Below are 17,954 nucleotides of genomic sequence, written 5' to 3'. Positions count from 1 at the left end.
GCTGCGGTTAGAAAGGAAGGCGCGGCGCAGCGGGGTTGATAACCTGCACGGGCAGCGGGCCCTCCGGTAGCTGAATCACCAACACGGTGCCGGCGGGAGAATCGGGCGCGAGCGGCTGCAGGCTGTCGGTGCGCACGTAGCCGCGCTGGCCGAGCAACACGGGGTCGAGGGCGGCGTGCCGGGTGATAGCGGCGGCCAGTGCCAGGGCGTGGCGGGCGGTGGCGCGCACGGTGGCCACTTCCAGCTCGTAGCGCTGGCGCAACAAGGCCTCGCGGCGGCGCTGGTGCAGCTGCCGGAAGCGCCGCAGTAATGTACGCCCCAGGTGCCGCACGTGCTGGCGCTGCCGGGTAGCGGCCTGCCGGGCGGCGCGTTCCAGCTGGTGGCGGCGCGTTGTGAGCTGGCGGGCTTCGCGGTGCAAGGCTTGCCGGGGCTCCTCGGTGGCGCGGCGCAGGCGCTGCTGCAACGCGCTTTTCTCGGCCGTAAGTCGGCTTTGGCTGGCCTGCACCAGCTGCCGCCCCAGGCGCTCCAGGCCGGCGCCGTAGTTGGCCAGCTGCTGCAGGCAAAGCTCGTGGATACGCACGCCGTAACCGTCGAAAGCAGCTTCGAGCCGGGCCAGCCGCTCGACCAGGAAAATGGCCGCGGCGGTGGGCGTTTTCAGGGACGTGTGGGCCGTGAGGTCGACTACGGCTTCGTCACGGTCGTGCCCAATGCCGGTGAGTACGGGCAAGGGAAAGGCCCCGATGGCCGCGGCCAGGCCAAAATCGTCGAAGCACAGCAGATCGGTGCGGGAGCCGCCGCCGCGAATAATGACCACCGCGTCGAAGGCGCGGCGCTGCCGCCGGATCATGTCCAGGGCCGCGAGGATGCTGCCCGGGGCCTCCTGCCCCTGCATCTGGGCCGGGAACAGCGCCACTTCGAAGGCGTAAGGTGCTTCTTCCAGCTGCCGCACAAAGTCCTGCCAGCCGGCGGCCGTGGCCGAGGAAATAACGGCGAGGCGCTGCGGCGCCAGGGCCAGCGGCAGGCGCTTGTTGCGCTCCAGCAGGTCGCGCTCCTTCAGGCGGGCTATGGTTTCGGCCCGCTGCCGCGCCAGGGCCCCTACCGTGTAGGAGGCATCCAGCGCGATGATGTCGAGGCTAAGACCGTACTGCTCGTGGAAGCGCACCTGGCAGCGGGCCAGCACGCGCATGCCGGCGCGCAGCTCCTGGCCGGTTTGCTCCTCGAAATGCGGGGCCAGCACTTCGTAGCGGTTACGCCAAATGGTAGCCCGCGCCTGGGTACGCATTTCGGTGCCGCCGGGGCCGGCTGCAGGGTCAGTGAGGGTGAGGTAGCAGTGCCCGGCGCCAAAGCGCGGCAAGGTCAGCTCGGCAATTTCGGCCGTTACCCAGTAGGCATCGTCGAAGGTGAGCGTGAGCACGTCGCGCACGCGGCGCAGCAGCTCGGCCAGAGGCACGGGCGCCAGCGGAAGCAGCGGAGCAGCGGTACGACGGGGACTACGAGGGGCCATGCAACCCGCAAGGTACGCAATCAGAGGACGAATGGGTGGGCGCAGGAGCAACTGAGCAGATGAGATATGTCATCCGGAGCGCAGCGAAGGACCTGGCCACGCTGGAACGATAATCGTCGGGGCGGCTCATGCCCGCGTGGCCAGGTCCTTCGGCTGCGCCTCAGGACGACGCACCTTTTCTGTCCATCCACTCTCCTTTCCAAGCTCGTCGCTTTCAACCCTGCGCTCTGGCGCAGCGTACACAGGTCCCATTGCCGCACTTAACCTATCCTCCATTTCCCACCAAAACACTCCATCACCATGAGCTTCTTCGAAGGAAAACTTAATTCACTGGAAGACCTGTTTGCCGAGCAGCTGAAGGACCTGTACAGCGCCGAAACCCAGCTGGTGAAAGCCCTGCCCATGATGGCTCAGGAAGCCAGCGACCCGCGCCTGCGGCAGGCTTTTGAGACGCACCTGCAGGAAACGCAGGATCAGGTGTCGCGCCTGGAGCAGATCGGCCGCAGCCTGAACCTGGACCTGGGCGGCCACACCTGCAAGGCTATGCAGGGCCTGGTAGCCGAGGGCAAGGAAACCCTGAGCGAAGACGCCACGGAAGAAGTGAAAGACGCCGCCCTGATTGCGGCCTCGCAGCGCATCGAGCACTACGAAATTTCGGGCTACGGCACGGCCCGCCACTTTGCGGAGCGCCTCGGCCACGCCGAAGCAGCCGCGCTGCTCTCGCAAACGCTGCAGGAAGAGCAACTCACTGACACCAAGCTCAATGACCTGGCCAAAGGCTTTATCAACCAACGGGCCATGTAGTACGTACCCTCCCGGCAGACCGCCGGCCTACTTTTTCCCGAAAAAGCCTGCAACGCGCAGGCTTTTTTTGGGTCTGTAGGACTTGACCGTGCGCCGGCAGGCATTGGGTAAACTTTCTGCTGGTCGGCTGCTGTTGTAGTCGGTCCTGCCCAGGGTGGCGGGACCGATGCTTTTTGCCTTATCCCGTTTCACCATCATGCCCCAAACCGAGCCGTTGACTGACGCCCCCCACGTTCACCGCGAACCTAACTACGAAGAGCCCCGCGGCGGTGGGGCGTGGCGCTGGTGGCTGCTGGCCGCGGCCGTGGTAGCGGCCCTGGCCTTCGTCAAGATTAAGTATTTCCCCTCCCAATCGGCCGAAGGCGGCAAAGGCGGCGGGGGCGGTAAAGGAGCCGCCGGCGGTGGCAAAGGCGGCCCGGGTGGCCGCGGCGGAGGCCCCGTGCCCGTGCAGGTATATGTGGTGCAGCCCACCAAGCTCACCGACGCGGTAGCCGCCACCGGCTCGGTGCTGGCCGATGAGCAGGTGACCGTACGCAGTGAAATCAACGGGCGCATCACCAGCATCAACTTCAAGGAGGGCCAGCCGGTGAGCAAGGGCCAGCTCCTGCTGACCATCAACGCCGACGAAATTCAGGCCCAGCTGCAGAAGCTGCGCTACAACATCAAGCTGTACTCAGACCAGGAGAAGCGCCAGCGCACCCTGCTCGAAAAGGAGTACATCAGCGCTCAGGAATACGAGCAGTCCAACAACCAGCTGCTCACGGCGCAATCGGACCTGCGCCTGGTGCAGGCCCAGCTGGCCAAGGCCTACGTGCGGGCCCCGTTCAGCGGGGTGGTCGGGCTGCGCTCGGTGTCGGTAGGCGCTTACGTGTCGCCGAACTCGCCCATTACGACCCTGTCGCGGGTGTCGCCGGTGAAGGTGGACTTTGCCGTGCCCGGCCGCTACGCCAACGCTGTGAAAGTGGGCGACCAGGTACAGGTGCTCGACGAAGCATCCAATAAGAAATACAACGCCAGGGTCTACGCCATCAACCCGCAGATTGATCCGGCCTCGCGCACGCTGTCGGTGCGGGCCACTTACCCCAACGCCCAGAAGGAGCTGCAGCCCGGCGCCTTCGTGCGGGTAAACCTGCAGATCGGGCAGGTAGATGAGGCCATCCAGATTCCGAGCGAGTCGGTGTCGCCGGAGGCCTCGGGCTACATGGTATACAAGGTGCAGGGCGGCAAGGCCGAGCGCCAGCCGGTCAAGATTGGTATCCGCTCGGAAAGCCTGATTCAGATTACGGAGGGCTTGGCTCAGGGCGACACGATTCTGCGCACCGGCATTCTGCAGGTTAAACCCGGCGACAAGGTGAAGATCCAAAAAGGCAGCATATAAATCGGCTGGCGCCCGGCGCCGCCCGTTTCCCAATTACTGATTGATGAACGCTCCCGCTCCTGCTGCCGTTAGCGAAGTGACTTTTCGGTCCGCCACGCTGGCTGATGCCGCGGCGCTGGCCGGACTGATATCCTTGGTCGGCTACCCCACCGACGCCGCTGTGCTGAGCCGCCACCTGAGCAACCTCACTGCCGCCGGCGACCAGGTGCTGGTGGCGGAGCTGCAGGGCCGGGTAGCGGGCTATGCGCACTTGCATCGGATGCCCTTCCTGCACCGCGCCCCCGATGGGCGCGTGGTGACGCTGGTGGTGGCCGAGGAGCTGCGCAGCCAGGGCCTGGGGCGCCGCCTGCTGCAGGCCGCCGAGCAAGTGCTGCGGCAGTGGGGCTGCGGGCGCATCGAAATAACCAGTGGTTTCCAGCGCGAGGCCGCGCACCGATTTTACCGGCGGGAGGGCTACGAAGAACAGTCCAAGCGCTTTGTGAAGCTGCTCGGCAGTTAATCTTTCCTCCTGAGCTTTCCGTTCGTCGGCGTGGCCGCTGCCCCGCCGTTTTTTCCTAGAACCTACCGCAGTCTGCTGCTATGAGTATATCCTCCACCAGTATCGACCGGCCCGTATTGGCCATCGTGATGAGCGTGGTCATCGTGCTGTTCGGCGTGATTGGCTACCGCTACCTCTCGGTGCGCGAGTACCCCAGCGTCGACCCGCCCATCATCACCGTGCAGGGCTCCTACACCGGGGCCTCGGCCGACGTCATCCAGTCGCAGGTGACCGAGCCGCTGGAAGAAGGCATCAACGGTATTGCCGGCATCAAAAACCTGACGTCGACTTCGCGCGACGGCCGGGCCAGCATCACCGTCGAGTTTGACCTGGAAGCCGACTTGGAAACGGCCGCCAACGACGTGCGCGACAAGGTATCGAGTGCCCAGGGCCGCCTGCCCCGCGACATGGACCCGCCTACCGTCACCAAGGCCAACGCCGACTCCAACCCCATCATGATGGTGTACCTCAGCTCCGACAAGCGCAGCCTGCTGGAGCTGACTGACTACGCCGTGAACGTGCTTAAGGAACGCATTCAGACGATTCCGGGCGTGTCGGAGGTGCGCATCTTCGGTGAGCGGCGCTACTCCATGCGCCTGTGGCTCGACCCGGTGAAGCTCACGGCCCTGCGCGTATCGCCTTCGGAAGTGCAGCAGGCGCTGACGCGCGAAAACGTGGAGCTGCCCTCGGGCTCGGTACAGGGCCAGAACACCCAGCTCACGCTGCGCACCATGGGCCGCCTGAGCACCGAGCAGGACTTCAACAACCTCATCCTGCGCCGCGACTCGGTGTCCCTGATTCGCCTCTCCGACGTGGGCCGGGCCGAGCTCTACCCCGAAAACGACCAGACGCTGTTCCGCGTGAACGGGCAGCCGCAGGTGGGCGTGGCCGTCATTCCGCAGCCGGGCTCCAACCAGATTGAAATTGCCGACGCCTTCAACAAGCGCCTGGAGCAGCTGCGCACCGACCTGCCCAAGGACCTGAAAATTACCCCGGGCTTCGATAACTCGCAGTTTGTGCGCAAGTCGCTCAACGAGGTGAAGCACACCATCTTCGAAGCCTTCGTGCTCGTGGTGGTCATCATCTTCCTGTTCCTGCGCGACTGGCGCTCCACCATCATTCCAATGGTGGCCATTCCGGTGTCGCTGGTGGGTATCTTCTTCGTGATGTACCTGCTCAATTTCTCGGTGAACGTGCTCACGACCCTGGCCATCGTGCTGGCCATCGGTCTGGTGGTCGACGACGCCATCGTGGTGCTGGAAAACATCTACTCCCGCATCGAAGCGGGCGAAGAGCCGCTGGAAGCCGCGCACAAGGGCTCCAACGAAATCTTCTTCGCCATTGTCTCCACCACCATCGTGCTGGCGGCGGTGTTTCTGCCGGTGGTGTTCCTGTCGGGTATCACCGGGCGCCTGTTCCGCGAGTTTGGCATTGTGGTGGCCGGTTCGGTGCTGATTTCGGCCTTCGTATCCCTGACCTTGACGCCCATGATGTCGTCGCGGCTGCTGAAGCGGCAGGAGACGCACAACTGGTTTTACCGCAAAACGGAGCCCTTCTTTGAAAAGCTTACCAACGGCTACAAGCACAGCCTGGAGGCCTTTCTGCAGCGCCGCATCTGGGCCTGGCTGATGGTGGTGGCCACGGTCGGCGGCATTTTCTTCTTCGTGAAGGCCATTCCCTCGGAGCTGGCTCCCATTGAGGACCGTTCGCGCGTCAATATCAGCGCCACGGCGCCAGAGGGCTCGTCGTTTGAGTTTATGGACGCCTACATGAACCAGATGCAGGAGGCGGCCATGGACTCGGCCAGCGGGGCCATGAGCAGCGTGTTTGCCGTTACCTCGCCGGGCTCGGGCTCGGGCGCCAATTCCGGCATCGTCCGGGTGCTGCTCACCGACCCCGACGAGCGGCAGGTTTCCCAGCAGCAGCTGTCGGATAAGCTGAGCGGCATGGTGAAGAAGTTTTCGGCAGCCCGCGCCTCGGTGTCGCAGGACCAGAGTATTGGTTCGGGTGGCGGCGGGGGCGGGGGCGGCGGGGGCCTCCCGGTACAGTTCGTGGTGCAAAACCAGGACTTTGAGAAGCTCCGCCAGATCGTGCCCAAGTTTCTGGCCGCCGCGCAGGCCGACCCGACCTTCCAGTTCGCCGACGTGAACCTGAAGTTCAACAAGCCCGAGCTGCGCGTCATCATCGACCGCGACAAGGCCCAGACGCTGGGTGTATCGGTGCAGGATATTTCGCAGACGCTGCAAGCCGGCCTCTCGGGCCAGCGCTACGGCTACTTCCTGCGCGAAGGCAAGCAGTACCAGATCATCGGCCAGGTAGCGCGCGAAAACCGCAACCAGCCGCTGGACGTGCGCCTGCTCTCGGTGAAAAACAACCGCGGCGAGCAGGTGCAGCTGGATAACGTGGTGCGCCTGGTAGAAAGCAGCACGCCCCCGCAGCTCTACCGCTTCAACCGCTACAACGCGGCCACGTTCTCGGCCTCTTTGGCCAAGGGCAAGACGGTGGGCGACGGTATTGCCGCCATGCAGGCCATTGCCGACAAGATGCTCGACGACACGTACAGCACCGAGCTGGCCGGTACCTCACGCGACTTCCAGGAAAGCTCCTCCTCGCTGGTGTTTGCCTTCGGCCTGGCCCTGCTGTTGATTTACCTCACGCTGGCGGCCCAGTTTGAAAGCTTCAAGGACCCGGCCATCATCATGGTGACGGTGCCGCTGGCCCTGGCCGGGGCGCTGCTGAGCTTGTGGTACTTCAACCAGACGCTGAACATCTTCTCGCAGATCGGCATCATCATGCTCATTGGCCTGGTGACGAAAAACGGTATCCTTATCGTGGAATTTGCCAACCAGCGCGCCGAGCAGGGCGTGCACTACCTGGAGGCCCTGGTAGAAGCCGCCGCTACGCGTTTCCGTCCCATTCTGATGACCTCGCTGTGCGCCATCCTGGGTATCATGCCCATTGCCATTGCTACCGGCGCCGGCGCGCTGAGCCGCCGCGCCATGGGTATCGGCGTGGTGGGCGGTCTGGTATTTGCTACGGGCCTCACGCTTTACATCGTGCCGGTGATGTACTCGTACTTCGCCACGGCCAAGAAAAAGCACGGCCAGGCCAAGCCCGAGCCCACGGAAGACACCAGCAAGCACGCCGAGCCGGCACAGCCCGCGCTGGCCCGATAACTCTGTTCGCACTGGCCGCCTCCGCGGAGGCGGCCAGTGCGTTTTAGCTTCATTTATAGCTTAGCCCCCGCAAGCTTCCCCGAATGTTTTTTCCTTCTCGTATCTTCTCCTTCCGCTCCTTCCTACCTGCCGTGGCCCTGCTGCTACCGCTGGTCGCGGCGGCACAGCAGCCCACCACGCCGCCCGTGCCCAACCCCGGCAATCAGCTGGCCCAGCCCCAGACCGTGGCGCCCGGCACGCCACTGAGCCTGGAAGAGGCCATCCGCCTTGGGCTGGAGAATAACTACGGCATCCGCATCGCGCAGCGCGACGAGGAAATCGTGCGCAACAACGTCACGCGCGGCAACGCCGGGCAGCTGCCCACCGTGAACGGCAACCTCTCGCGCACGTTCAACATCAACTACTCGCGCCAGCAGCTCAACAACACCGAGCCGCGCCTCGTCAACGGTGGCAAGGCCAATGCCCTAGGCGTTGGCGTGGGGCTGAACTGGACCATCTTCGACGGGCTGGGCATGTTCATTGCCTACGACCGGCTGCGCACCCTGGATCAGCAGCAGCAGCAGGTGACGCGCGCCACCGTGGAGCAGGCCGTGGCCAACATCACAGATGCTTATTTTACGGTAGTGCGCGAGCGGGGCAAGATTCGCGCCTTCGAAGAAGCCCTGAAAGTAGGTCAGGCGCGTATCGACCTGACACAGGCGCAGGTAGAGGTGGGCGTGACGGCCAAGGTAGAACTGCTCACGGCGCAGGTGGACTTCAATGCCGACCGCGCCCTGCTCATTCAGCAGCAGGAAGCCCTAGCCACGGCCAAGGCCAACCTGAACAACCTGCTGGGCCGTGCCCCGGGCATCGACATGAGCCCCTCCGACTCCATCGTAGTCATGCGTACGCTGGATAAGCAGCAGGTGGCGGCGGGCATTCAGCAGCGCAACCCGGTGCTGCAACAGGCGCGGCTAGGGGTGGACGTGGCTAGCTTGGAACGCCGGGCCGTGGCAGCCACGCGCCTGCCGCAGGTAGACATAGTGGGCGGTTACAACCTCAACCGTAACATCAACAACGCGGCCTTTATCAACACGCCGCAGGGCTCCTCGCTGGCGACGAACACCAACCGCGTGTACGGCCCCAATTATGGCGTAGTGGCCTCGGTACCGATTTTCGACGGCTTCAACCGCCGCCGCCTGGAGCAGAATGCGCGCGTCAACATCGAGCGGAGCAAGCTGCAGCTGGATCAGACCCAGCTCGACCTGAACACCCAGGCAGAGCAGGCTTACCTGCAGTACCAAAACCGCCTGCAACTGCTGGATCTTGAAGAAGCCAACATTCAGCTGGCCCGCCAGAACGTGGCCATCACGCTGGAGCGCTACCGCCTGGGCCTGCTCACGCAGCTGGCCCTGCGCGAGGCGCAGCGCAACCAGCTGGACGCCGAAAACCGCCTGCTCGACGCCCGCTTCAACGCCAAACAGGCCGAAACCGTGCTGCGGCAGCTCAGCGGCCAACTGGTGCAAGCCGCGCCCAACACGAAGTAACTTCTCCGACTTAAAAAGCCCGGCCCCGCATCGTCCGATGCGGGGCCGGGCTTTTTAGGCGGCGTTGGGTAGTTCAGCCGCGGCAGTAACTCCTGGGGCGCACAACGTCTGTCCTTAGCGGGTAACGCCGCGCGGATACCCCTCGGGCCGGCTGCGCACTGTCATGGGGACGCTGGCTCCGAGGCCGCCGTGCGCCACGAAGAACGTATCGACGGCTTGCGCCAACGACGCGGTATCGTTTACCGCCAGGTCGTTGATGATGTCCTGCTGCGCAATGGGCCAGGGCAGCAGGCTGAGGCGCCAGCGCGGAATGCCGAAGGGCAACGACAGAAACAAGCCCGAGCCATCCTGCGCCGTGTGGTCGTGCTGGTAGAGCCAGGTATCAAAAAACACGTGCGGTTGGGGTTTTGCCTCGGAGAGTCGGTTGAATCCTAGGGCGGTGAAAGCGGCGTGTGACATCGTAGAACTGCGGCAAAGCAGCGTAAGTGGTTGGAGCCGAAGCGCGGCTCGACGCAAAACCAGCCGTGGGCGAGGCTCCGGGCGGAACTTAACCGGTAAGCTGTTCAAAAGGGTGAAGGCTTGGGCCTAGTTGAGCCAGGTAGAGCACAGCATCCGGAACCGGTGGGGCGCAAACGAGTTGAAGTAAGGCGCCTCGGCCGTCAGCAGGAGCACGTACACCAGGGTATAGCCCTGCCGCGGGTTTTGCACCACGCGCACGGCGTACACTTTGCCTTCAACCAGCCAGTCGCCAACGTGGTCGTGCGGGCGGCCGCTGGCATCGATGCAGCGCGCGTAGTCAATAAAGGGCGCAATAGCCACGGCTTCGCCCAGCGAAAGATTGGCATCGGGAATAGACATCATGGCCTTAAGGGGGAACAAGCGTGGGATTGAGAGCCAATAGCGGCCGCAATGGGCTAATCGGCAGCGGCATTTCGCCCGGCGAAATGCTCGGCCAGCCAGGCTTCGACGGCCTCATGCGCCATTTCCTGCTGCTGCACGTACTGGCCGCCGTCGAGCAGGCGCAGGTACACTGTGGCGGGGTTGGCGGTGGCGGCGCCCGCGTACACTTCGATTTCGGCGAGTAAGCGCCCGAGCAGGTACGCCTCGAAATACACGGAATCCTTGTCCGTCAGCTGCTGCCGCAGGTAGTGGGCTGGTAAGGCCGTAAGCTCCGAAATACGGTTTTGGTACGGTGCTGCGGGCGCAGCGAGTCCTCAACGGGCAGCTCGGCTTGGGAGAGTAGCTGGCGAAGGTTACTGCACGCGTACTCCAACGACCGTTTGCTACTCATCCCCTTGCCCCGATGCTGAAGGGCAACTCCACAGTAGGGCTGCCCGGACCGGTGCGTTCCGCCATGCCCGCGCTTGTGTACGGGGCTGATTGTGCCCCGGCCACCTTTCCCGCGCCTAATTGAAAATATAGTTACCTGCCCCGCTCCTGCGGCAAGCTGAGCGGTTTTTCGGCACCTGGAATACCTAATTTCACGGCCGAGCGGCTAACTTGTCCGCATATGCTTGCCCCCACCTGCTCTATCCAGTACCGGCCCGATTTAGATGTGCTTGTTGTGCGCTGGCCAGCCGACGCGCCATTTGTGCAGTTGCAGGCCGACTTTGAAGCGGTACTGAACACGGCCGAAGCCCAGCGCACGGCCCATTGGCTGCTGGATGTGCGGCGGCGCGAAGAGCTGACGCCGGAGCTAGCCGAGTGGACCACGCACGACTTCTTTCCTCGCGCGGCCCGGCAGCTGAGCTTCCAGGTGCTGCGCATCGGCGTGCTGGCCTCGCCTACGCGCATGGCCGTGTACGAGCAGGACGGCGTGCAGCGCGACACGCTACAGTTCGGGCTGGACGGCGCCCGGCCTTACCGCCTGCGCCTGTTTGGCGACGAGGGCGCCGCGGTGGAATGGCTGCGCAACTGAGTTTTACCTGACTACCCCATAAAATAAAAAAGGCCTTTGCCGCGCAGCAAAGGCCTTTTTTATTTTATGTGAAGTGGCTATGCTCTGCGGTATTACTCCACCACAAAGCGGCTGACGCGCACGCCCGCCTGCGACGTGAGGCGGGCAAAGTACGTGCCGGAGCGCAAGTGGCGCACGTCGAGCTGGCCGGTGCCGGCTGGCAGCTGCACCGCCGGCAGCACCCGCTGCCCCGAGACGCTGCAGCACTCCAGCTGCCCGGCTTCGGCGGCAGTGTAGCGCAGCTGCCCATCGGCTACCAAGGTCGGCAGCACCTGGAACGCCTCATGCTGCTCCGGGCGGTTCACGGTCCGCACTTCGGAATACGTGGTGGTGCCGTCGAGGTCGACCTGGCGCAGGCGGTAATAGAGCGTAACCGCGGCGGGCAGCGTGGCGTCGGTGTACGTGTATCTGCGGGCGGTGGAACTGGTGCCCGAGCCCGTTAGCCGGCTTACTTCGGCGAAGTGCTGCCCGTCGTGGGCGCGCTCCAGGGCGAAGTAGGCGTTGTTTTTCTCCTGGGCCGTAGTCCAGTGCAGCTGCACGGCGGTGGCCCGCGCCGTAGCGCCGAACTCCACCAGCGTGACGGGCAGCGGAGTGGCTACGGGCGTGAGTCCAGGCGAGGCAAGCAAGCTGCTGCGCAGGCCGTTGGCCTCGAACAGGGTTTGCACGCGCAGGCGCTGCCCGGCCGTGAAGCTGTTCATGCAGGCGTCGTCCACGTAGTCCATGAAGTTCATGAACATGTCGCCGTTGGCGCCGGCGGCCCCGCAGCTAGTGCGCGGGAAAGTCGGGCAGCCGTAGTTGGCGGCGCTCTGCGGCGGCGTGTCGTCTACGTTGTCGGTGCCGCGGCAGCCGCCCTGAAAGATGTGGCTCAGATTCAGCCAGTGGCCCACCTCGTGGGTGGCGGTGCGGCCCAGGTTGTAGGGTGCCGCGCCGCCCGGCAGCGTGGAGTACAGCAGCACCACGCCGTCGAAAGCCGGCTCGCCGCCCGGCAGCTGGGCGTACCCGAGCATGCCCGCGTCGAGGTTGCACACCCATAGGTTCAGGTATTGCCCGGCCGGCCACGCATCGAGCCCGCCAAAGCTGCTCATTTTCACCCGGTCACCGAGCCAGTACGCGGCCGTGGTCTGGCGCCGCTCAATGCCGTTCGTAGCGGCGCCCTTCGGGTCGCGCACGGCCAGCCGGAACTGCACCCCCACGGCCGCCGTGCGCCCCGCAAACGCGGCGGGCGTGTTGACGGCGTCAGGGTTGGTGCGCGAATAATCTCGGTTGAGCACGTCAATCTGCGCCTGAATCTGGGCGTCGGTGACGTTTTGAGCGGCCGTGTTGTACACCACGTGCACCACCACCGGGATGGTAACGCCCCCCGCCGCAGTGCGCGCCGCCGTACCGGCCGCTGCTTCCTGCTGGCGCTGCGCAGCCCGGGCTTCAGCCCGCTGGTACGCCTGTTGCTGCGCCGGGTTCAGCTGCGCCTGCCATTCTTCCGCCGAAGGCGTGCCGCATATGCGCTGGGCCTGGGCGGCGGGCACCACGGCCGGGCTGGCCGTCATTACCAAACCAACAATTAACTGCGTGAGCTTCTCGCGGGGGTAGAAACGCGTCATGAAATTGTGTATTAGTATGACATAGGCGGCAAACCAGCCCCGAAACCCACTCCCGCAGATAAAGATTCACAGAGCCGCCGCGCAGCCACAGATTCTTATGCAGATGCTGCCGGTCCTTGCCGTCGTCCAATATTTCGCCTTATGCCAACCGCTGCGGTAACACACCCAAAGCAGCCTCTGGAAAAGCAGCGCCAGGGTCTCGCCTCATGAAGTCAGCTTATCCTGCCTGAAACCACCGGCAGAATTGGGTATGAGGCGGTTAAGGCTGTATGTTTGCCGAATGAGTGTTGCCGCCTCTACCGCTGAATTCGACTTTCTGGATTTGGGTTACCGCCCCGATCTGCGCGTGCTGACGGTGCGCTGGCTGCGCCCGGTTTCCTTTGTCGAATTACAGATAGGTTTTCGGGCTGCTTTGGCGCTCAACGAACACCACCACGCGGCTCTTTGGCTCATCGACGTGCGCCGCCGCACGGAGCTGGAAGCGGCTTCTTCCGCCTGGGTGGCTGACCATCTGCTGCCCGATGCCGCCGCGGCCGTGGCGCCCGGCACCTTGCACGTGGCCTACCTGCTCTCACCCATGCGCGCCGACGAGCTGAACCGCGACGCAGGTCTGCGCACGGCCACCGCTTCGGCCCAGAGCGCCGCGCAACCCTACCGCCTGGCCACGTTCATCGACGAGGGGCCGGCGCTGCAGTGGCTGCTCTCTCGCTCCTAACCCCGGTTTATGATGCCCACTGCTACGGAATTCTTTGACCTGCGCTACGGCCCCGAGCCCGACGTGCTGCGCCTGCGCTGGCAGCGGGCCCTGACCATGGGCGAGCTGAAGCACGGCTACGCGCAGGCGCACGGGCTAGCCGTACGCCTGCTGGCGGCACGCTGGTTTATCGATTCGCGGAGCCGGCCCTTGCCCCCACCGCCGGAGCAATCGGCGTGGTTGCACCAGGAGTTTTTGCCCAGCCTCTACCCCTACTTTGCCGAGCCTATGCGCCTAGCCTGCCTGATGACGCCGGACCAGTTTTACGCCCTGCGCAACGACGCCGCCCGCACCGCACAGGTACAGCACCTCACCGCCCCCGATCAGCCGTTCTGGATGGCTTTTTTCGACGACGAAACCCGGGCCCTGCGCTGGCTGCAGGCCTAAAGCCGCTTAGTTGCCGCCCGGAAGGCTCAAAGCCCGCAGTTGCTGCAGCGCCTCCTCGGTTTTTTCGCGGTGGCGCTTTTCTTTTTCCTCCTCGTCCTTGGGCGGCTTGGCCGAGCCATCGAAGAAGGCCAGGATGTTTTGGCGCACCGGCGGGGTCACGGCGGCGAACGTGTCGTTGTGCAGCTTGCGCACCCACTCCCCGTAGGTTTCGTCGGCCAGGGCGTACTCCCCTACTTTGGTGGGTTTGCCCGTGTCGAAATCAAAGTTGGGCAGCGCGGGCGGCGTGCCGGCGGCCGCTTGCTGCACACTGCCCAGCAAGTCGCAGTACTTCACGATGACGTCGGCGAAGCTTTGCCGAAACAGCTGCTGGGCCTCTGGGGTGGGCACCTTGAAGGCAAAGGGCCGCAGCGGACCGATCTTGGGCAGCACCTTAATGGCCTTTGACATGAGGCGGGCGCCCAGCCCGGGCTTGTCGTAGGAGGTGCCGTACTCGCGGCGAAATGCCTGCTCGTTGTGCCGGTAAAGGTAGTCGCGGCGGCGCGCCTGGGGCGAGAGTTTGCGAATCTCGTCGCGCTCGGCGTGCCAAGCCGCGCGGGCCGCAGTCGGAATCAACTGGCTCACGGCAAAGCGGAAGGTGGTCACGCTCAGGTCCAGGTCCACCACGACTTGCTTCAGCTCGATGCCGTAGGTCTTAACAAAGGCGCGCTCCAGCACGGATTTGCTGACGTGAAACCCAATGAAATCGTGGTAATTATCGGAACGGTAGCGCCCGGCGGCCAGCTGTACCACGTCGAAGGCAAACTCCAGCTGCGTGTGCTGAATGGGCGCTTCGTTGTAGGTGACCACGTCGCCAAACTTGGCGGCCAGCTCGGGGTATACCGAGGCCAAGGCGCGGTTGGTGCCCTCGGAGTGGCCTTTGATGTCGGCGGCGTAGTGCGCCAGCGCGCCCAGGGCAAAGGCGTACTCGTTGCGGTCGTGGGCTTCCAGCAGCAGGTTGCGCACGAAGTCGCCGGAGCGCACGTAGTGAGTCAGGTCGGTAAACAGCTTGGAGCCGAGCGGATAGTAGCCCATGTCCTGCACGATGGAGCCCCCGTAAGCGTGGCTTTTCGCCTCGATCATCTGCTCGTTGGTGGTGCCGGGGTAGCGCTGGGCGATGATGGGCCGGATGCAGCGCCGCCAGCAGGTGTCCACGTTGGCCTGGTGCGTCAGTACGGAATAGGCAGAAGCAGAAAACGGCGCAACCAGCAGCAGCACCAACAACAATCGGAACATAGGCGGCAACGGGGTCAGCAGCGGCCCCGAGTGCCCAAACGGCAAACTGCGGGGTGGCGTTGCCGTACCCTATACTCTCCCTCACTCGTCCGTTATGGCCCAATCGAAAACCACCCGCCTTCCGCTCTACATTTCCCTCGGCATCCTTGGCACGCTTGGCGCCTGCTACTTCCTGTGGCCGGCGTTTCAGCAGCAGGTACAGCAAGCCTGGGCGGCGCTGCGCAGCGGCGAGCAGCAGCAAGTGGCGGCCTGGGTCGAGCAGTTTGGCTACTGGGGCCCGGTAGTACTGGTGCTGGCCATGGTGGCGCAGATGTTTCTGTTCGTCATCAACAACGCCCTGCTCATCCTGGTGGCGGTGCTGGCTTACGGGCCGTGGTGGGGCTCGTTGCTGGCCTGGGTAGGCGTACTGACGGCTTCCAGCCTGGGCTACTGGATCGGGCACAGCCTAGGCGAGGCCTTTATCATCCGGCTGCTGGGCGAGAAGGCCGAGCGGAAAGTGGCTGGTTTTGTGGAGCGCTACGGCATCGGGGCGGTGGCCGTGGCCCGGCTTACGCCCGTCGTCAGCAACGACGCCATCAGCTTCGTGGCCGGCGTGGCGCGCATGGGCTACTGGAAGTTTATCGGCGTGACGGCTGTGGCCATCATTCCGCTCATCGGCCTGCTAGCCTACCTCGGCCAGGACAGCGGCCGGCTCAAGACGGGCCTGCTGTGGGTATCGGGCGTGGGGCTGCTGTTATTTGGGGCGTACATCTGGTGGGACAAGCGCCACCACCCGCAAAGCTCGGCGTCACAACCCGCCAACGATTCGGCTGAACGCGTTACCGAAAAGCCGGAATACCGCTGAGCCGTTGTGTGCTTCTTCGCCAGCCCGACGCCGGAAGGACCTTACCGTGCTGGAACGAGTCGTAACAACGACAGTCGTTCCGGCGTGATAAGGTCCTTTTGCTAGCGCCTCGGGATGACAGCTCCAGTGGAATGCCACCCGCTTAGCGACTTAAGCTTCGGTGATTTCGAAGCCTTCTTCCTGCACGGCGGCTACCACTTGCTCGGGCGTGAGCTTGTCAGATTGCACGGTGAGGACTTTTTCGGGCACGGCCGTATCCACTTGCCAGTTGCCGGCCCCGGCCAGCTCGTTGAGCGCCGGCGTGACGGCACGCACGCAGTTGCCGCAGTTGATGGAGGTGGTAAAACGCAGGGTTTGCATAAGCAGTTGATAGCGCCGGCTGTTGTGGGTGCCGGCAGCATGGATTTTCGTACGGCAAAGCTAGGCCGCGGGTGGCGAGCTTTGCGTACAGGATTGGCTGGCGCGACTTACAATATTTTTGCACCGCGCAGCGCCTTGCCGGCGCTTCTCATCCAACATTCATCTACCCGGCCCGTGCTTCGCTGCTGATTAGTGCTTCGGTACTTCGGTGGCAGGACGTCGGCCGGTGTTTTTTCTCCCCCAACCCCCTCTTGCATGTCGCAAAATTGGTGGCGCGCTGCGGCCCTAGCCCCGTTGCTAGCCGGCTTCCTCAGCGCCCAGGCCCAAGTACAGCCCGCGGCCCCGGCTCCGTCCTCTTCCCAAACCCCTCCGCCGCCCGCCGATACCCAGGGTGCGCAGGCCGCCCCGGCCCCGCAGCAGCCCGCTCCGGCCGCTGTGACGCCGCTCAAAGAGGGCAAGCTGCCCCTCAACGCCGACGCCAGCCACTACGTCAAGCTCACGCTGATTAACCAGGCCTGGGTGCGCTACGAGCAACTCAACCCCGGCTCCCGCGTCAACGGCCGCAGCGAAGACCACTTGCTCGACGCGGCCATTCGCCGCTTCCGCATCCAGTTTTACGGACAGCTCACCGACCGCGTGTTCATTTACTCGCAGATCGGTATCAACAACTTCGGCTACAACTCCGAGCGCAAAGTCGGCTTCTTCCTCCACGACGCCGTGGGCGAATACGCCGTCGTCAAAAACAAGCTCTCCTTAGGCACGGGGCTGGGCGCCTGGAACGGCCTGTCGCGCTTCACGGCCTCGTCGGTGGGCTCCATCCTGGGCCTTGATCTACCGCTGGTAGCCGAAACGACCAACGACGTCAACGACCAGTTCGGGCGCAAGCTGAGCGTGTACGCCAAGGGCAAGCTCAGCAAGCTGGATTACCGCCTGGCCATCAGCAAGCCGCTGCTCATTGCCACCAACACGCCCGCCGTCGGCATTGCTTCCTTTTCGTCGCTGGCACCGCGGGCCCAGTACCAGGGCTACCTGCAGTGGCAGTTTCTGGACCAGGAAAGCAACCTGACGCCCTACAACGCGGGCACGTACCTGGGCAAGAAGCGCGTATTCAACATCGGCGCCGGCTTCATTCTGCAGCCCAAAGCCACCTGGTACCGCAACGCCGGCAGCCCCGATACGGTGCAGACGGCCCTCAAGCAATTCGCCGTCGATGCGTACTACGATGCACCCATTGGGGCAGCGGACAAGGGGCAGGCCATCAGCGCCTACGCTGCCTACTACCACCTCGACTACGGCCCCAATTACATCCGCAACACGGCCCCGCTGAATCCCGTCAACGGCCTGGCCAGCTCGGCCGCCAACAGCCTGAACGGCTCGGGCAACGGCTGGCCCGCCTACGGCACCGGCAATGTGCTCTACGGCCAGGTGGGCTACAAACTGCCCGACAACCTCGTGGGCTCGACCACCTTCATGCCCTACGTGAGCATGCAGCACGCCAACTACGAACGGCTCAACGACGCCATGAACTACTACGACGTGGGCGTGAACTGGCTGCTGGTGGGCCACACCTCCAAGTTTACGGTGGCGTACCAAAACCGCCCCATTTTCACCCTGGACGGGCTCAAGGCCAACCGTACTTCCTCGCGTAGCGCGGTGGTGGCCCAGTACCAGGTCTACTTCAACTAACGGCCGCCTGCGGCCTTATCGGCCGGTTGTGCGCAGTTTCGGTGTCTCGCCAGGCAGTTATCAGGACATTGGTGAGAGAGTTTCTTGAGGAACGCTGAGGCCCAGGACTGCGCCAACTTTACCAATCGGCAATAGCCATTTGCCCAACGCCAACGGCCCCGGTACCAAGT

The 17,954-nt window shown here is 64.1% G+C and carries 17 protein-coding genes; 10 read left to right on the top strand and 7 right to left on the bottom strand.

What is annotated here, in order from left to right:
* Positions 1 to 7: 7 nt before the first annotated feature.
* Positions 8 to 1,504 (bottom strand): exodeoxyribonuclease VII large subunit, encoded by a 1,497-nt coding sequence (xseA, locus tag B0919_RS11185; RefSeq protein ID WP_078012343.1) that lies wholly within the window; start codon positions 1,502 to 1,504, stop codon positions 8 to 10.
* A gap of 300 nt (positions 1,505 to 1,804) precedes the next feature.
* On the opposite strand from xseA, the gene B0919_RS11180 reads away from it, so the two are divergent.
* The 5 genes from B0919_RS11180 (at position 1,805) to B0919_RS11160 (ending at position 8,926) form a co-directional block, all read left to right on the top strand.
* Positions 1,805 to 2,308 (top strand): ferritin-like domain-containing protein, encoded by a 504-nt coding sequence (locus B0919_RS11180; protein ID WP_078012342.1) that lies wholly within the window; start codon positions 1,805 to 1,807, stop codon positions 2,306 to 2,308.
* 196 nt (positions 2,309 to 2,504) lie between these two features.
* On the top strand, positions 2,505 to 3,686 hold the full coding sequence (locus tag B0919_RS11175; protein WP_078012520.1) for an efflux RND transporter periplasmic adaptor subunit: 1,182 nt from the start codon (positions 2,505 to 2,507) through the stop codon (positions 3,684 to 3,686).
* Positions 3,687 to 3,729: 43 nt separating this feature from the next.
* On the top strand, positions 3,730 to 4,185 hold the full coding sequence (locus B0919_RS11170) for a GNAT family N-acetyltransferase (protein ID WP_078012341.1): 456 nt from the start codon (positions 3,730 to 3,732) through the stop codon (positions 4,183 to 4,185).
* A gap of 80 nt (positions 4,186 to 4,265) precedes the next feature.
* Positions 4,266 to 7,400 carry an efflux RND transporter permease subunit gene (locus tag B0919_RS11165; protein WP_078012340.1) on the top strand — a complete coding sequence of 1,045 codons (3,135 nt, stop codon included), beginning with the start codon at positions 4,266 to 4,268 and terminating at the stop codon, positions 7,398 to 7,400.
* An 83-nt stretch (positions 7,401 to 7,483) separates the two neighbouring features.
* Positions 7,484 to 8,926, top strand: a complete 1,443-nt coding sequence (locus B0919_RS11160) for a TolC family protein (protein ID WP_078012339.1) — start codon at positions 7,484 to 7,486, stop codon at positions 8,924 to 8,926.
* Between the two features lie 114 nt (positions 8,927 to 9,040).
* Here the strand turns inward: B0919_RS11160 and B0919_RS11155 are convergent, their stop codons facing one another.
* The 3 genes from B0919_RS11155 to B0919_RS11145 all read right to left on the bottom strand — a co-directional run bounded on the left by B0919_RS11155 (position 9,041) and on the right by B0919_RS11145 (position 10,041).
* Positions 9,041 to 9,385, bottom strand: a complete 345-nt coding sequence (locus B0919_RS11155) for a hypothetical protein (protein ID WP_139362065.1) — start codon at positions 9,383 to 9,385, stop codon at positions 9,041 to 9,043.
* A 126-nt stretch (positions 9,386 to 9,511) separates the two neighbouring features.
* A complete protein-coding gene (locus B0919_RS11150) occupies positions 9,512 to 9,787 on the bottom strand; it encodes a hypothetical protein (protein WP_078012337.1) in 276 nt (91 codons plus the stop codon).
* A 53-nt stretch (positions 9,788 to 9,840) separates the two neighbouring features.
* On the bottom strand, positions 9,841 to 10,041 hold the full coding sequence (locus tag B0919_RS11145) for a hypothetical protein (protein ID WP_078012336.1): 201 nt from the start codon (positions 10,039 to 10,041) through the stop codon (positions 9,841 to 9,843).
* Between the two features lie 395 nt (positions 10,042 to 10,436).
* On the opposite strand from B0919_RS11145, the gene B0919_RS11140 reads away from it, so the two are divergent.
* A complete protein-coding gene (locus B0919_RS11140; RefSeq protein WP_139362064.1) occupies positions 10,437 to 10,844 on the top strand; it encodes a hypothetical protein in 408 nt (135 codons plus the stop codon).
* Between the two features lie 92 nt (positions 10,845 to 10,936).
* On the opposite strand, the gene B0919_RS11135 is transcribed toward B0919_RS11140, so the two are convergent.
* The gene (locus B0919_RS11135) at positions 10,937 to 12,481 is read right to left on the bottom strand and encodes a M43 family zinc metalloprotease (RefSeq protein WP_078012334.1); all 1,545 of its coding nucleotides are present in this window, start codon (positions 12,479 to 12,481) and stop codon (positions 10,937 to 10,939) included.
* Between the two features lie 280 nt (positions 12,482 to 12,761).
* On the opposite strand from B0919_RS11135, the gene B0919_RS11130 reads away from it, so the two are divergent.
* Both B0919_RS11130 and B0919_RS11125 read left to right on the top strand, forming a co-directional pair.
* Positions 12,762 to 13,196, top strand: coding sequence for a hypothetical protein (locus tag B0919_RS11130; protein WP_078012333.1), 435 nt, complete (start codon positions 12,762 to 12,764; stop codon positions 13,194 to 13,196).
* Between the two features lie 9 nt (positions 13,197 to 13,205).
* Positions 13,206 to 13,622 (top strand): hypothetical protein, encoded by a 417-nt coding sequence (locus B0919_RS11125; RefSeq protein ID WP_078012332.1) that lies wholly within the window; start codon positions 13,206 to 13,208, stop codon positions 13,620 to 13,622.
* Positions 13,623 to 13,628: 6 nt separating this feature from the next.
* On the opposite strand, the gene B0919_RS11120 is transcribed toward B0919_RS11125, so the two are convergent.
* On the bottom strand, positions 13,629 to 14,894 hold the full coding sequence (locus B0919_RS11120; protein ID WP_078012331.1) for a zinc dependent phospholipase C family protein: 1,266 nt from the start codon (positions 14,892 to 14,894) through the stop codon (positions 13,629 to 13,631).
* A gap of 94 nt (positions 14,895 to 14,988) precedes the next feature.
* Here B0919_RS11120 and B0919_RS11115 point away from each other — a divergent pair, with 94 nt between their 5' ends.
* Positions 14,989 to 15,738, top strand: a complete 750-nt coding sequence (locus B0919_RS11115; RefSeq protein ID WP_078012330.1) for a TVP38/TMEM64 family protein — start codon at positions 14,989 to 14,991, stop codon at positions 15,736 to 15,738.
* 150 nt (positions 15,739 to 15,888) lie between these two features.
* On the opposite strand, the gene B0919_RS11110 is transcribed toward B0919_RS11115, so the two are convergent.
* Positions 15,889 to 16,098 carry a heavy-metal-associated domain-containing protein gene (locus B0919_RS11110; protein WP_078012329.1) on the bottom strand — a complete coding sequence of 70 codons (210 nt, stop codon included), beginning with the start codon at positions 16,096 to 16,098 and terminating at the stop codon, positions 15,889 to 15,891.
* Positions 16,099 to 16,353: 255 nt separating this feature from the next.
* On the opposite strand from B0919_RS11110, the gene B0919_RS11105 reads away from it, so the two are divergent.
* Complete coding sequence (locus B0919_RS11105; protein WP_078012328.1) at positions 16,354 to 17,784, top strand: hypothetical protein; 1,431 nt, start codon at positions 16,354 to 16,356, stop codon at positions 17,782 to 17,784.
* Positions 17,785 to 17,954 lie beyond the last annotated feature (170 nt).

It is taken from the genome of Hymenobacter sp. CRA2 (assembly GCF_002007105.1).
GTDB lineage: Bacteria > Bacteroidota > Bacteroidia > Cytophagales > Hymenobacteraceae > Solirubrum.
Note: the sequence above shows the minus strand (reverse complement) of the source record. Positions and strands in the feature narration are given on the sequence as shown.